Annotated in this window: 12 protein-coding genes; 3 read left to right on the top strand and 9 right to left on the bottom strand. The window is 76.1% G+C overall.

The genetic code is table 11. The features are described from left to right. Window positions 1-702 carry an MtrAB system response regulator MtrA gene (gene mtrA, locus MJ876_RS07940; RefSeq protein WP_240235726.1) on the bottom strand — a complete coding sequence of 234 codons (702 nt, stop codon included), beginning with the start codon at window positions 700-702 and terminating at the stop codon, window positions 1-3. Between the two features lie 5 nt (window positions 703-707). Continuing rightward, window positions 708-2,159, bottom strand: coding sequence for an adenosylhomocysteinase (ahcY, locus tag MJ876_RS07935; protein WP_240235725.1), 1,452 nt, complete (start codon window positions 2,157-2,159; stop codon window positions 708-710). A 110-nt stretch (window positions 2,160-2,269) separates the two neighbouring features. Here ahcY and MJ876_RS07930 point away from each other — a divergent pair, with 110 nt between their 5' ends. Next, window positions 2,270-3,235, top strand: a complete 966-nt coding sequence (locus MJ876_RS07930; RefSeq protein WP_240235724.1) for a DUF808 domain-containing protein — start codon at window positions 2,270-2,272, stop codon at window positions 3,233-3,235. 283 nt (window positions 3,236-3,518) lie between these two features. On the opposite strand, the gene MJ876_RS07925 is transcribed toward MJ876_RS07930, so the two are convergent. From MJ876_RS07925 to MJ876_RS07895, 7 genes are all read right to left on the bottom strand, one after another. Further along, window positions 3,519-4,574 carry a hypothetical protein gene (locus MJ876_RS07925; protein ID WP_240235723.1) on the bottom strand — a complete coding sequence of 352 codons (1,056 nt, stop codon included), beginning with the start codon at window positions 4,572-4,574 and terminating at the stop codon, window positions 3,519-3,521. Between the two features lie 9 nt (window positions 4,575-4,583). Further along, a complete protein-coding gene (locus tag MJ876_RS07920; RefSeq protein ID WP_240235722.1) occupies window positions 4,584-4,748 on the bottom strand; it encodes a Trm112 family protein in 165 nt (54 codons plus the stop codon). Further along, on the bottom strand, window positions 4,745-6,163 hold the full coding sequence (locus MJ876_RS07915; protein WP_240235721.1) for a phosphomannomutase/phosphoglucomutase: 1,419 nt from the start codon (window positions 6,161-6,163) through the stop codon (window positions 4,745-4,747). The genes MJ876_RS07920 and MJ876_RS07915 overlap by 4 nt, the downstream gene beginning before the upstream one ends. A 16-nt stretch (window positions 6,164-6,179) precedes the next feature. Continuing rightward, window positions 6,180-6,557 (bottom strand): DUF3499 domain-containing protein, encoded by a 378-nt coding sequence (locus MJ876_RS07910; protein WP_240235720.1) that lies wholly within the window; start codon window positions 6,555-6,557, stop codon window positions 6,180-6,182. 98 nt (window positions 6,558-6,655) lie between these two features. Next, window positions 6,656-8,164 carry a DUF5719 family protein gene (locus MJ876_RS07905; protein WP_240235719.1) on the bottom strand — a complete coding sequence of 503 codons (1,509 nt, stop codon included), beginning with the start codon at window positions 8,162-8,164 and terminating at the stop codon, window positions 6,656-6,658. Then, on the bottom strand, window positions 8,161-11,226 hold the full coding sequence (locus MJ876_RS07900) for a glycosyltransferase (RefSeq protein ID WP_240235718.1): 3,066 nt from the start codon (window positions 11,224-11,226) through the stop codon (window positions 8,161-8,163). Before MJ876_RS07900 ends, MJ876_RS07905 begins: the two co-directional genes overlap by 4 nt. A gap of 108 nt (window positions 11,227-11,334) precedes the next feature. Then, window positions 11,335-11,598, bottom strand: a complete 264-nt coding sequence (locus MJ876_RS07895) for a WhiB family transcriptional regulator (protein WP_240235717.1) — start codon at window positions 11,596-11,598, stop codon at window positions 11,335-11,337. A 234-nt stretch (window positions 11,599-11,832) separates the two neighbouring features. Between MJ876_RS07895 and cofD the strand changes: the two genes are divergently transcribed. Continuing rightward, the gene (gene cofD / locus MJ876_RS07890) at window positions 11,833-12,885 is read left to right on the top strand and encodes a 2-phospho-L-lactate transferase (protein ID WP_374202463.1); all 1,053 of its coding nucleotides are present in this window, start codon (window positions 11,833-11,835) and stop codon (window positions 12,883-12,885) included. Then, complete coding sequence (gene cofE / locus MJ876_RS07885; protein ID WP_240235716.1) at window positions 12,882-13,892, top strand: coenzyme F420-0:L-glutamate ligase; 1,011 nt, start codon at window positions 12,882-12,884, stop codon at window positions 13,890-13,892. Before cofD ends, cofE begins: the two co-directional genes overlap by 4 nt. The last annotated feature ends 4 nt before the right edge of the window (window positions 13,893-13,896 follow it).

The raw sequence follows: 13,896 nt of genomic DNA, 5'->3' as shown, positions 1-13,896 counted from the left end.
TCAGGCCGCGGTGGGCGTGCCGGCCTTGTAGCCGACACCGCGCACGGTCACCACGATCTCCGGGTTCTCCGGGTCGGTCTCGACCTTCGACCGGAGCCGCTGGACGTGCACGTTCACCAGCCGCGTGTCGGCGGCGTGGCGGTAGCCCCACACCTGCTCGAGGAGCACCTCCCGGCTGAAGACCTGGCCGGGCTTGCGGACCAGGGCGACCAGGAGGTCGAACTCGAGCGGGGTCAGGGACAGGGAGCGTCCGGCGCGGGTGACCGTGTGGCCGGCGACGTCGATCTCGAGGTCCCCGATCCGCAGCGTCTCCGGGCCGGGCGGCTCGAGCCGGCGCACGCGGGCGCGGACCCGGGCCACCAGCTCCTTCGGCTTGAACGGCTTGACGACGTAGTCGTCGGCCCCGGACTCGAGGCCGACGACCACGTCGACGGTGTCGCCCTTCGCCGTGAGCATCACGATCGGGACGCCGGACTCCGCGCGGATCTCGCGGCAGACGTCGATCCCGTCGCGGCCCGGCAGCATCAGGTCGAGCAGCAGGACGTCCGGCTTGTAGTCGCGGAACTCCGCGAGCGCCCGGTCACCCCGCGTGCAGATGCGGGAGTCGAAGCCCTCCTGGCGCAGCACGATCGACAACATCTCGCCGAGCGAGGCGTCGTCGTCGACCACGAGCACGCGGCCACGGTGAGGGATGTCTGTCATGAGCCTCAGTAACGATACGCCTCGGACTTGAACGGGCCGGCGACCGGCACGCCCAGGTAGTCCGCCTGGTCCTGGCTGAGCTCGGTCAGCTTCACGCCCAGGGCACCCAGGTGCAGACGGGCGACCTCCTCGTCGAGGTGCTTGGGCAGCACGTAGACGCCGACCGGGTACTCCTCGGTGCGCGTGAAGAGCTCGATCTGCGCCAGCACCTGGTTGGTGAACGAGTTCGACATGACGAACGACGGGTGGCCGGTCGCGTTGCCGAGGTTCATCAGGCGGCCCTCGGACAGCACGATGATGGAGGTGCCGGCGCCCTCGCCCTCGTTGAAGGTCCAGACGTCGACCTGCGGCTTCACGTTCTTGCGGGTCGCGACGCCCTCGGCCTCGAGGCCGGCCATGTCGATCTCGTTGTCGAAGTGGCCGATGTTGGCGACGATCGCCTGGTTCTTCATGCGACGCATGTCGTCGACGGTGACCACGGCCTTGTTGCCGGTGGCGGTGACGATGATGTCCGCGGTCGGCAGGACGTCGGCGAGCGTCGTGACCTGGTAGCCGTCCATCGCGGCCTGCAGCGCGCAGATCGGGTCGATCTCGGTGACGATGACGCGGGCGCCCTGGCCGCGCAGCGACTCCGCGCAGCCCTTGCCGACGTCGCCGTACCCGCAGACCACGGCGACCTTGCCGCCGATGAGGACGTCGGTGCCGCGGTTGATGCCGTCGATCAGCGAGTGGCGGCAGCCGTACTTGTTGTCGAACTTCGACTTGGTGACCGAGTCGTTGACGTTGATCGCCGGGAAGAGCAGCGAGCCCTCGCGCATCCGGTCGTAGAGGCGCAGGACGCCGGTGGTGGTCTCCTCGGTGACGCCCTTGACCTCGTTGGCGATGCGGGTGAAGCGCTCGGCGTCCTCGGTCAGCGAGCGGGCGATGACGTCGAAGATGACGCGCTGCTCGTGGCTGGTGGCGGTGGCCGGGTCGGGGGCCGTGCCGGTCTTCTCCGCCTCGACGCCGAGGTGGACGAGCAGGGTGGCGTCACCGCCGTCGTCCAGGATCATGTTGGGCTCGACGCCCTGGCCCCAGTCGAGGACCTGCTCGGTGCACCACCAGTACTCCTCCAGCGTCTCGCCCTTCCAGGCGAACACCGGGACGCCGGCGGGGGCCTCGGGGGTGCCGCCGGACTCGGGGCGGCCGACGACGACCGCCGCGGCGGCGTGGTCCTGCGTGGAGAAGATGTTGCAGGAGGCCCAGCGCACCTCGGCGCCGAGCTCGACCAGGGTCTCGATCAGGACCGCGGTCTGCACCGTCATGTGGAGCGAGCCGGTGACGCGGGCCCCGGCGAGCGGCTTCGAGGCGCCGTACCGCTCGCGCATGGCCATGAGGCCGGGCATCTCGTTCTCGGCGAGGGTGATCTCCGTGCGGCCGTAGTCGGCCAGGGTCAGGTCGGCGACCTTGTAGTCCATGACTCACTCCCGTTCGTGGTCCTGTAGTTCTTCCACGGTAAGGCGGGGGCCCCGCCGGGCGGGAATCCTCGCGACCCTCCGCGGCCGCCGGATCTCGGTAGCCTGCGGCCATGGCCAGCGGACTGTTCGCCCTGCTCGACGACGTCGCCGCGCTCTCGCGGATGGCGGCCGCCTCGATCGACGACGTCGGCGCCGCCGCGGGCCGGGCGAGCGTGAAGGCGGCGGGGGTCGTGGTGGACGACGCGGCGGTGACCCCGCAGTACGTCCAGGGCGTCGCCGCCGAGCGCGAGCTCCCGATGATCCGCAAGATCGCGGTCGGGTCGCTGCGCAACAAGCTGCTGATCATCCTGCCCGCGGCCCTGCTGCTCTCGCAGTTCCTGCCCTGGCTGCTGACCCCGATCCTCATGCTCGGCGGGGCGTTCCTCTGCTACGAGGGCGCGGAGAAGGTCTGGCACAAGGTCCGCCCCGCCGGTGAGCACCACGGCCCGGCGACGGCCGAGGTGTCCTCGGTCGACGAGACGCCCGAGGAGGCCGAGAAGCGGATGGTCTCCGGGGCCATCCGCACCGACCTGATCCTGTCGGCCGAGATCATGGTCATCTCGCTGAACGAGGTCGCCGCGGAGGCCTTCTGGTCGCGCGCCGCCATCCTCGTGGTGGTCGCCATCGGCATCACGGTGCTCGTCTACGGCGTGGTCGCGGTGATCGTGAAGGTCGACGACGTCGGCCTCGCCCTCACCCGGCGTCCCTCCCCCGCGGCGCAGCGCTTCGGTCGCTCCCTCGTGCGCGGCATGCCGAAGGTCATGGCCGTGGTCTCGGTCGTGGGCACCGCCGCGATGCTGTGGGTGGGCGGCCACATCCTGCTCGTCGGGATGGGGGAGCTCGGGTTCGCGGCGCCGTACGACGCGGTGCACCACGTCGAGGTCGCCGTCCACGACGCCCTCGGCGCCGTCGGCGCGGTCGCCGGCTGGCTGGTCAACACCCTCGCCTCCGCCGTCCTGGGCCTCCTCGTCGGTGCGGTCGTCGTCGCCGCGATCGCGGCGCTGCCGGAGAAGGTGCGCGCCCGCATCGGCCACTGACGCCGAGTCGGCACGTCTGCGCACCCCAGAGGCGTCGAGTCGGCACGTCTGCGCACCCCAGAGGCGTCGAGTCGGCACGTCTGCGCACCCCAGAGGCGTCGAGTCGGCACGTCTGCGCAGACCCGGGGCGTCGCGACCGTCCGTGACCGAGTCAGGGTCCGGCGGGGGCCGCGGCCGCGGGTCGGCCTTCGTTCTTCGGACCGCAGGGTCCCCACGAGACCGACCACCGCCCGGTCAGAATCTCCGAGGCCACGACAGCTGCGCAGACGTGCCGACTCGGCGGTCAGTCGGTCGTGCCCAGGCGGAGGTAGGTGGCGGCGTACGTGGCGCGGAGGACCGTGGCGGCGTGGGCCACGAGGTCGTCGAGCGGGTCCTCCCCGACCTCGACCACGCGGACGCCGCGCCCGTCGGCGACCTCGTGGAGGTCGGGTCCGCCGGCTGCCCCGGACGCCCCGCGGGCCCCGGCGTCCTCGGGCGGGCCGAGCAGGAGCAGCGACGGGCGGACGGCGGCCCCGCCGGCGCCGTCGTCGTCGTACGGGTCGTCGAAGACCGTGCGGGTGGGGGTCGCCTCGAGCACCGGCAGGACGTCGGCGGCGGGACCGGCCACGACCGGCAGACCCGTGATGCGGCGCAGGGTCGCGCCGACCCGGTCGGCGGCGTCGAGGCCGAGGGGGGTCGCCGCCCGGGGGCTGACGAGCGGCACGGTCTCGGCGAGGCCGACCGCGGCGATCTTGCTCGGGTTCACGCCGGAGTCGCGGTACGGCGAGCAGTCGACGGCGACGGCGTCGAGGGCGTCGGCGAGGGCGTCGAGGTCCAGGGCGGGGCCGAGCCCGGTGCGCCCGAGGTGGGCCAGCGCCAGCAGCGCGACGGTCACCGGCTCCCGCGAGCCGGCGGTCAGCACGGTGGACCACCGGCCGCGGGCGTGGTCCGCCACGGGCGAGCCGCCGGGCGCGACGGCCAGGACCTGGCAGCCCCGGCGGACCGCCGCGGCGACCAGCGGCACGATGCCGGCGTCGGGGGCGCCCTCGGGGGCCAGGACCACGGCCAGGTCCGCGCCGCCGACCCAGCCGGGCAGCTCGCCGGCCTCCCACGCCACGACCGGGACCCCGGCGGTGCGGGCGAGGACCGTGCGGACGAGCTCGGCCTCGGGCCCCAGCACCAGGACGGCGCGCGGCGGCTCGAGCTCGCGCGACAGCGCCGCGGCCACGTCGGCGTCCTCGGCCGCCTCGAGCGTGGCCCGGCGCAGGCGGGCGCCGGACTCGGCCAGTCCGCGCAGCTGCGCGTCCGCGGCGGCGAGGGCGCGCTCGTCGTCCAGGCGGGACTCGTCGAACCAGGGCACCGGGCCTCCTCAGCCGGGTCGGGTGGCCTCGTCGACCAGCAGGACGGGGATGCCGTCGCGGACCGGGTAGACCAGGCCGCAGCCGGTGCAGACGAGGGTGTCACCCTCCTCGCGCAGCGGGCTGCGGCAGTCGGGGCAGGCCAGGATGTCGAGCAGCTGCGGGTCGACGCTCACGCGGCACCGCCCCGGATCACGGCGAGCACCTCGTCGCGGATGGCGGTCATGGTCTCCTCGTCCTCTCCCTCGGCGTTCAGCCGCAGCAGCGGCTCGGTGTTGGAGGCCCGCACGTTGAACCACCAGCGCTCCGCCTCGACCGTGAGCCCGTCGAGGTGGTCGGTGGTGACGCCCTCGCGGCCGCCGTACGTCGACTCGAGGACGCCGAGCACGGCCGCCTGGTCGTCGACGGTCGAGTTGATCTCGCCGCTGGCGACGTACCGCTCGTAGTCGGCGAGCAGTGCCGAGAGCGGGGCGTCGCCCTCGGCCAGGGCGGCCAGGGTGTGCAGCGCCGCGAGCATCCCCGAGTCGGCGCGCCAGAAGTCGCGGAAGTAGAAGTGCCCGGAGTGCTCCCCGCCGAACACCGCGTCGGTCTCCGCCATCGTCGCCTTGATGAAGGAGTGCCCCACCCGGGTGCGGACCGGGGTGCCGCCGAGCTCGACGACGATCTGCGGCACCGCGCGGCTGGTGATGAGGTTGTGGATCACCGCCGACTCGGGCTCGCGTGCGAGCTCCCGGGCGGCGATCAGCGCGGTCAGGGTGGACGGCGACACCGCCCGTCCGGCCTCGTCGACCACGAAGCAGCGGTCGGCGTCCCCGTCGAAGGCGAGCCCGACGTCGGCACCGACCTCGGTGACCCGGCGCTGCAGGTCCACGAGGTTCGCCGGGTCGATCGGATTGGCCTCGTGGTTCGGGAAGGTGCCGTCGAGCTCGAGGTACATCCCGACCACCTCCACCGCACCGTCGCGGTGGGCCGCGAGGCGGTCCAGGACCGCGGGCGCGGTCAGGCCGGCCATGCCGTTGCCCGCGTCGACGACGACCCGCAGCGGCCGGCTGCCCCCGACGGGCGCGAGCGCGAGCAGGTGGGCGGCGTAGGCGTCGAGGACGTCGTGCTCGGTGATCGACCCCTGGCGTCCCGCACCCGACGAGGTGCCGGTCGAGGCGCCGGTCGACAGGGCCTCGGCGACGCGGTCGCGGATCTCGGCGAGCCCGGTGTCGAGGCCGACGGGGCGGGCCCCCGCGCGGCAGAGCTTGATGCCGTTGTACTGAGCGGGGTTGTGGCTGGCGGTGAACATCGCCCCGGGGACGTCGAGGTGGCCGGAGGCGAAGTAGAGCTGGTCGGTAGAGGCGAGGCCGATCATGGTGACGTCGGCGCCGGCCGAGGCGGCCCCGTCGGCGAAGGCGCCGGCCAGGCCCGGCGAGCTCGGCCGCATGTCGTGGCCGACCACGACCGCCGGGGCCGACAGGACCGCGACGAACGCCGCACCGACGGCGCGCGCGAGGTCCTCGTCGATCTCCGTCCCGACGAGGCCGCGGACGTCGTAGGCCTTGAAGACCGCCGTGAGGTCCCGCGCCGGCGGGGAGGCATCGACCATGCCCCGAGGGTAGTGGCTAGGAGTCGCTGCTCAGGACACGCAGGTGGCCGCGCCGGGTGCCCCGCCCGTCGTCGTCCGGGCCGCGGCGGGGATCGGTGCCGGCGACCACCGCGGGCGCGACGGGGGTGGGCGTGGCGCGGACCGCGTCGGCCAGCGCCAGAAGGTCGTCGGTGGAGGGACCGCTCGGCGCGGTGGACGGCGCGAGCCGCATGATCTCCCAGCCGCGGGGCGCCGAGAGACGCTCGCTGTGGGCCGCGCAGAGGTCGTAGGCGTGCGGCTCGGCGTACGTCGCGAGGGGGCCCACCACGGCCGTCTGGTCGGCGTAGACGTAGGTCAGCGTGGTGACCGCGGCGCGGCCGCACGCGGCGCGCGAGCAGCGACGGGCGGAGTTCACGGCAGGGACGCTACCCGTCCGGGGCGCTCGCCGAGGCGGGACGCGCCAGAACGGATCGCGTGTCTCGGGGCGGGCGTCGGGGCGGGCGTCGGGGCTGGTCAGGGCAGGCCGGGGCGGACCTGCGCGACGAGCGCCTCGGTGACCGCGGGACGCACCGGGAGGACCACGTTGCCCTCGCCCCGCAGCACGACCACGGCGGCGGCGACCTCGCCGTCCGAGACCACCGAGACGGCGACCGCCCCCTCGGGGACGGCGACCTCGCCGAGACCGCCGGGCACGACCTCGACCTCCTCGCTCGCCACCTCCTCACCGTCGGCGTCGCGAGCGGTGACCGTGGCGGTGCTGGGCGAGCCGGCGTCGGGGTCGGCGGTGAGGAGGACCCGGGACTCCCCGGCGGGCAGCAGCGCCGCACCGGTCGTGGCGGGGTCGACGGGGACGGCGTACGTCAGGTCGCCGCGCACCTCGCCCCGCAGCGTCGCGGTGACCGGGTCGGCCGAGCGGAGCAGGACGCCGCCCGCCCCCTGGTCGACCTGGGCCGCCAGCTGCTCGGACAGGCCCACGGTCTCGACGCCCCCGGCGGGCACCTGCAGCGTGCGGACGCCGGTGGGCCGCACGGCGCCGGTCGGCGTCACGACGTCCACCTCGACCTGGGTGTCGGCCGCACCGGGGTTGGCGACGACGAGCGTGCGGGGACCCTCGCCCCCGACGAGTCCCGGGAGCAGCGAGGTCGTGGCGGGCGCCGACTGACGGGGCAGCCACTCGGAGACCTCGGTCCCCCCGATCGGGGTCGCGGTGTCGAGCACGGACGCCGCGACGCGGCCGCGGACCACCTCGACGCGGGCCGCCAGGTCGTCGGCGGTGGGCGTCAGGGCCCCGAGGTCGAGGCTGACCCGCTCCCCCGCCGGCACGGTGACGCCCTCCACGTCGGGGACGTCGAGCGGCCCGTCGGGGCCGAGCAGGGTGACATCGGCGACGGCGTCACCGGCCGCGGGGTTGACGAGCTCGACGACGGAGGACCGCTCGGGTCCGGCGCTCAGGCCGGTGAACCACTGGTCGGCGGCGGTGGGCTCGCAGGCCGTGCCCGTGACGGCCTCCTCGCCGAAGCGGCCGCCCAGCAGGCCGGCCGCCGCGTCGCCCTCCGCGCTCAGGGCCGCGGGCGCCCCCGGCACGAGCACCGGTCCGACGGCCCCGCCGGCGGGGACGTCCAGGTCCTCCTCGACCGGCTCGCCGCCGAGGCCGGTGACCGACACGGCGCCGCCGTCACCCGCCGGCTCGCGGCCGACGACGACCGGGGCGGCACCGGACGCCGGGGGCGGCGGGCACACGAGGGTCTGCTCCGCCAGGGTGGTGGCCGCCGGCGCGGCGGCCGGGGCCTCCTCGGGCGCGTCGGGGGCGACCAGCAGGCCGGCGGCCAGGGTCGCGACCGGCAGGACGACGGCGAGCAGCGTCGCCGGTCCCCGGCGCGACGGCGTCGCGGTCCGCGGGGCGGGCCGGGCGGGCTCGGGCGTGGGCCCACCCACCGGGGTGGGCGCCTCCGGGCGGGGAGCCGCCGGGGTCCTGTCCCGGCCGAGGCGTCGCCTGCGCGGTGCCGCGCGCTTGCCGCTCATCGCGTCGACCTCCGGCTCGGGCCGCACAGGACGGCGACGACGAGCAGCGCGACCAGCTGGACGACGAGCAGCAGGGCGTGGACCCAGGCCGTCCAGGCGCCGTCCGGCGTCCCCAGGGCGGCCGGATCGGGCTCCGCGGTGACCTCCCAGGCCCGGGTGGCGCGGTCCTCCGCCCCGGCCTGGACCAGGCCGTCGACGGCGTCGAGGCCGGCGGCGACGCGTCCGTCGGCTGGCGCCGGCAGCACGACGTACGCGAGGCCGACGCCGGGGAGCGCCTCGACCGCCGCGTCGGTCGGCGTGGCGAGCAGGTCGGTGACGACGGCGGCGTCGGCGGCCGCGGGCTCGCTCAGCACCTCGATCTCCGCCTCCCCCAGCGTGGTCCCGTCGCCGCGCCGGACGACGTACGACAGGCCCTCGTCGAGGCCGCCCGTCGCGACGAGGACACCGCGCTCGTCGGCGCGCTCGGCGCTCTGCGTCATGTACGCCGGCACGGGGTCGTCGGCGGCGAGGTCGCCCGGCTGCCCGGTCGCCCCCAGGACGAACCCGGCGGCACCGACGACGGCCACCAGGGCCAGCGCCGCGCCGACGACCAGCCCGACCCCTCCACGCCCGGGACGGCGGGCCGCGCCGCTGGCGCCCGCCGCGCCCGCCACGGCGGCGGTCACGGCCGCGCCGAGGAGCAGCGGGACGGCCGGCGACGACGCCGCGGGCAGCACGGCGACGCCCAGGTCGACCCGGACCGCCGCGAGCCCCGCGGCCACCGCGACGATGACGAGCGCGACGGCCCAGCAGGTGACCACGGCGCCCCGCGTCCGGCGTACCGCCAGGGCCAGCAGGGCCAGGACGACCGGCACGACGCCCAGCCAGGTCAGGACCGGGGAGAGGACCCCGGAGGGGTCCGGGCCGCCGACGCGGCCGGTGAGCAGGTCGAGCGCGCCGGGGGCGGCGACCGGGGGCCGCCCGGCCTCGAGCAGCAGGCCCTCGGGCGCGCCGGCGAGGAGCAGCCCCACCAGCGACGGGGAGAGCAGCAGCGGCGCGACGGCGACGGACACCAGCAGCGGGCCCCACGCGGAGCGCGCACGCATGCCGCGGGGGCTGAGCACGAAACCGACGACGAGCACCACGACGACGAGGGCCAGGGCGAACAGCCACGTCGTGGGCACGAACGCAGCGCAGACGCTCAGCAGCAGACCGGTGCGCCAGCCGGCGCGCCGACGACGGTCGGGCTCGGGGTCGAGGAAGCCGAGCGCCGCGTGGGCCAGCCACGGCAGCAGCGCGGTGACGACGACCACCCCGAGGCGTCCCTGGCCCCACGCCCCGGACGTCGCCGGGAGCAGCGCGTAGGCGCCCGAGGCGGCCGCGAGCAGCCACCGGGGCGCGCCTCCCGGGTCGGCCAGGCGCGCGGCGACGCGCAGGAAGCGCCAGGCGCCCCACAGGCCGACGGGCACGGCGAGCACGAGCACGGTCGAGACCGCCGCCGTCGCGCTGCCCAGCAGCAGGGTCGCGAGCAGCGCCATCACGACGACGTACGGCGGGGCGGGCACGTCGCTGCCCGAGAGCCCCAGGGGGTGCCACGGCGCGAGGTGGAGGCCCCACCAGGCGCCGGCACCGGACGGCGCGGGCGCCAGCGCCCCGCCGGCGACGGGTCCGAACGCCGCGCGGGCGCCCACGAGGGCGACGAGCACCAGCGCCGTGACGGCCAGGGCCACCGGGCTGGCGAGGAAGCGGGCGACCGGGCCGCGCTCGGCGACCGCGGCCGCGTCGTCGTCCTCGTCGGTGGCGCCCAGCACCGCGGCGGACGCCTGGTTCCGGTTGCGTCGCCCGGTGCCCGTCCGCGCCGCCTGCTCGGCGGCACGCTCGTCGCGGCGGCGCTCGGCGACGTCCGCGGCCTGCTGGGTGGCTGCGGACGCCAGGTCGCCGAGCGCGTCGAGTCCGTGGCGGTAAGGCACCCAGGCGGGGGCGAGCAGGTCGCCGGACCGGTCCGGCCGCTCGCCGGCGGCGTCGCGGCGCGCGGCGCGGTCTCGGCGCGCGGCACGGACCTCCCCCGGCCGGCGGTAGACCGCCACGAGGGCGGCGAGCTCGTCCAGCGCCTCGCCGGGCGCGCGCACCAGCAGGAACCCGACCATCCGCACCAGCGTGCCGAGGGCGAGCCGGAGCACGCGGAAGGGAAGCGAGCGGGCGGAGGCGTTGACGAGCAGCGTGTAGAGGGCCGCCCGGCGCTCCGCGTAGTGGGTGTGCCGGCCCGTCAGCGGCGTGCGGCGGACGCCACGGTGCGCGGCCTCGGCGTGGAAGACCACGGCGGCGGGGACGACGACGGTGCGGCGGCCGGCCGCAGCGGCGCGCCACCCGAGGTCCAGGTCGTTGCCGAAGACGGGCAGCCTCTCGTCGAGACCCCCGAGCGCCTGCCACGCCTCGGAGCGCACCAGCAGGCCCGCGGTGTTGACGGCGAGGACGTCGTGGAGGTCGTCGTGCTGGCCCTGGTCGTACTCGCCGCGCTCCAGGCCCGTCTCGCGCCGCCCGGTGCCGGAGATCGTGACGCCGAGCTCGAGCAGGCGGCGCAGCGAGGGCCACTCGCGCAGCTTCGGGCCGAGCAGGTCCACGCCGGGGTCGGCGCCGGCGGCCAGGAGCAGCTGCTCCAGCGCCGCGGCGTCCGGGGTGGAGTCGTCGTGCAGCAGCCAGACCCAGTCCTGCTCGGTGAGGCCCTGGGCCCGCAGGGCGTCGTACCCGGCGGCGACGGCGGCGGGGTAGGCGACGTCGGAGCGCAGCCGCACCACCTCGTGGACGGCGGGGCTGGCGTCGAGCAGGTCGGCGCTGTCGTCACGACTGCCGGTGTCGACGCCCACGACGCGCCAGGGGGTGAGCCGCTGCGAGGCGAGGCCGTCGAGGACGGTGGGCAGCCAGCGCGCGCCGTCGTGGCTGACGAGGACGACGCCGACCCGGCCGGGGGCCAGGCTCGGGGCGGGAGCGTCGGGGGACACCTCTCCCAGCAGAGCGCTGGGGCGCCCGCGCGGCGTCTCCGCGTCGGGGGCGGCGGAGGCGGCGGGCTCGAGAGTGTCGGCCACGGCCGACCACCCTAACGAGGGTGGGTGTGGGCGGCCGGGCCCGGCGGCGGCACCGGTGGGTCGGACGCCGCCACGGCGTGCAGAGCGTGGTCCTGCGTCAGTGCTGGATCAGACGACGGCGAGCTTCTTCAGGCGGCGTCGCTCGCGCTCGGACAGGCCGCCCCAGATGCCGAAGCGCTCGTCGTGGGCCAGGGCGTACTCCAGGCACTCGTCGCGCACCTCGCACGTGAGGCAGACCTTCTTCGCCTCCCGCGTGGACCCGCCCTTTTCGGGGAAGAAGGCCTCCGGGTCGGTCTGGGCGCACAGCGCCCGCTCCTGCCACCCGAACTCCTCGCCGTCGCCATCACCGTCGACCAGAAACAGCTCTCGCATCGCGCTACGCCCTTTCGACCCGGTCGTGCTCTCGGAACCCCCGCGCCTCCGGCCACCTGGTGCGCCAGGGTGCAGCGAGCCTGGCGGTGAAGAACACTGAGGGAATTACATGCCTGTCGTACCTCGGAAGTCAAGCCGTTCTGTGTTATTGGCAGGGCCCCTGACCGCACCGCAGGGTGCCGCGTCGCGGACCGCACCACGGTGAGCCGCCGCGCGTGCGGCAGGCTGTGGGGCGTGTCGCACGCCCCCTCCCCCGACGTCTCCGCCCCCCAGGGGGCCTCTCCGGCCGCACGGTCGATCGTCGCGCTCTCCGGAGGCGTCGGTGGTGCTCGCTTCCTGCGGGGAACCCTCTCAGCCCTCCGCGCGGGCGCCCTGCCCGGGGTCTCCCCCGACGCCGCCGTGACGGTCGTGGCCAACACCGCCGACGACTGGTGGATCCACGGCCTCAAGGTCTGCCCGGACCTCGACACCGTGATGTACACCCTCGGCGGCGGGATCGACGTCGAACGGGGCTGGGGCCGCAGCGGCGAGACCTGGGCGGCGAGCGAGGAGCTCGCGGCGTACGGCGTGGGCCCGGACTGGTTCGGGCTGGGCGACCGCGACCTGGCCACCCACCTGGTCCGCACGCAGATGGTCGAGGCGGGCTACCCGCTCTCCGCCGTCACGGCGGCGCTCTGCCGGCGGTGGGAGCCGGGCGTCGAGCTGCTGCCCATGACCGACGACCGCGTCGAGACCCACATCGCGATCGCGGACGACGAGGCGCCGAGCGGGCGCCGGACCGTCCACTTCCAGGAGTACTGGGTCCGGATGCGCGCCCAGGTCCCCGCCGAGGCCGTCGTCGTGGTCGGCCTCGACCGGGCCACCCCCGCCCCGGGCGTGACGGAGGCGGTCGCGGGCGCCGACCTGGTGCTGCTGCCCCCCAGCAACCCGGTGGTGTCGATCGGGACGATCCTCGGCGTCCCCGGCCTGCGCGAGGCGCTGCAGGAGGGGCCCGCACCCGTCGTCGGGGTCTCCCCGATCATCGGCGACAGCCACGTCCACGGGATGGCCCGCCAGCTGCTCGACTCCCTGGGCGTCGAGGTCTCGGCGTCCGCCGTGGCGCGGCACTACGGCTCGCGCGCGTCCGGCGGGATCCTCGACGGCTGGCTGGTCGCGGACACCGACGCCCACCAGGTCGACGCCGTCCGCGACGCCGGCATCGCGTGCGCGGCCGTCCCGCTGCTGATGAGCGACGAGGAGGCCACCGGGCGGATGGCCGCCGCCGCGACCGCCCTCGTGCTCGCGTGAGCGGACACCTCCACGTCGTCGCCCCCGACGGCGTCGGCGAGGTCCGTGCGGGCGACGACCTCGTGGCCCTGGTCCTCGACGCGCTGGCCGGCGACGGCGAGGCACCGGTCGACGGCGACGTCGTCGTCGTGACGAGCAAGGTGGTGAGCAAGGCCGAGGGCCGCCTGCGGCCCGGTGACCGGTTCGACGGGCTGGCGGAGGAGCTGGCGGACGAGCGGGTGCGGGTGGTCGCCCGCCGCGGACCGACCACGATCGTGCGGACCCGCCTGGGGCTGACGATGGCGGCGGCCGGGGTCGACGCCTCGAACGTCCCCGCCGGGCACGTGGTCCTGCTTCCCGACGACCCGGACGACTCGGCCCGCCGCCTGCGCGACGTGATCGCACGCCGCACCGGCGCGAACGTCGCCGTCGTGGTCACCGACACCGTCGGCCGGGCCTGGCGCGAGGGGCAGACCGACCTCGCGATCGGCGTCGCCGGGCTCGTCGTCCTCGACGACCACGCCGGTCGCACCGACGGCTACGGCAACCCGCTGGCCGTCACCGCCCCCGCGGTCGCCGACGAGGTGGCGGGCGCCGCCGAGCTGGCGGGCGGGAAGCTCGCGGCCCGGCCCTTCGCCCTGGTGCGGGGCCTGGAGCGCCTCGTGCTCCCTCCCGGCACGGACGGGCCCGGCGCCCGCGCCCTCGTGCGCCCGCCCGGTGGCGACCTGTTCGGCTACGGCGCCCGCGAGGCCGTCGTCCAGGCCCTCGCCGGGGAGCGCGGCGACGGCGGCGACCCCACGCCGTACGGCGGCCCGGCGAGCGCCGAGGAGGTGGCCGCGGCGGTGGCGACCGTGGGCTGCGGCACCCCCGAGGCGACGACGGGCGCCGACGGCGTCGCGCACGTGGTGGTGGGGGACGCTGACGAGGCCGACCGGCTCCGCCTGCGGGTGCTCGCCCTGGCGCACGGGTGGACGGCCACCGACGACGGGTCCGTCGTCCGCCTCGGGCCGCCACCGGCGGGTCCGTAGACTC

The organism is Nocardioides sp. CFH 31398 (genome assembly GCF_022436705.1).
Taxonomy (GTDB): Bacteria; Actinomycetota; Actinomycetes; order Propionibacteriales; family Nocardioidaceae; genus Nocardioides.
Note: the sequence above shows the minus strand (reverse complement) of the source record. Positions and strands in the feature narration are given on the sequence as shown.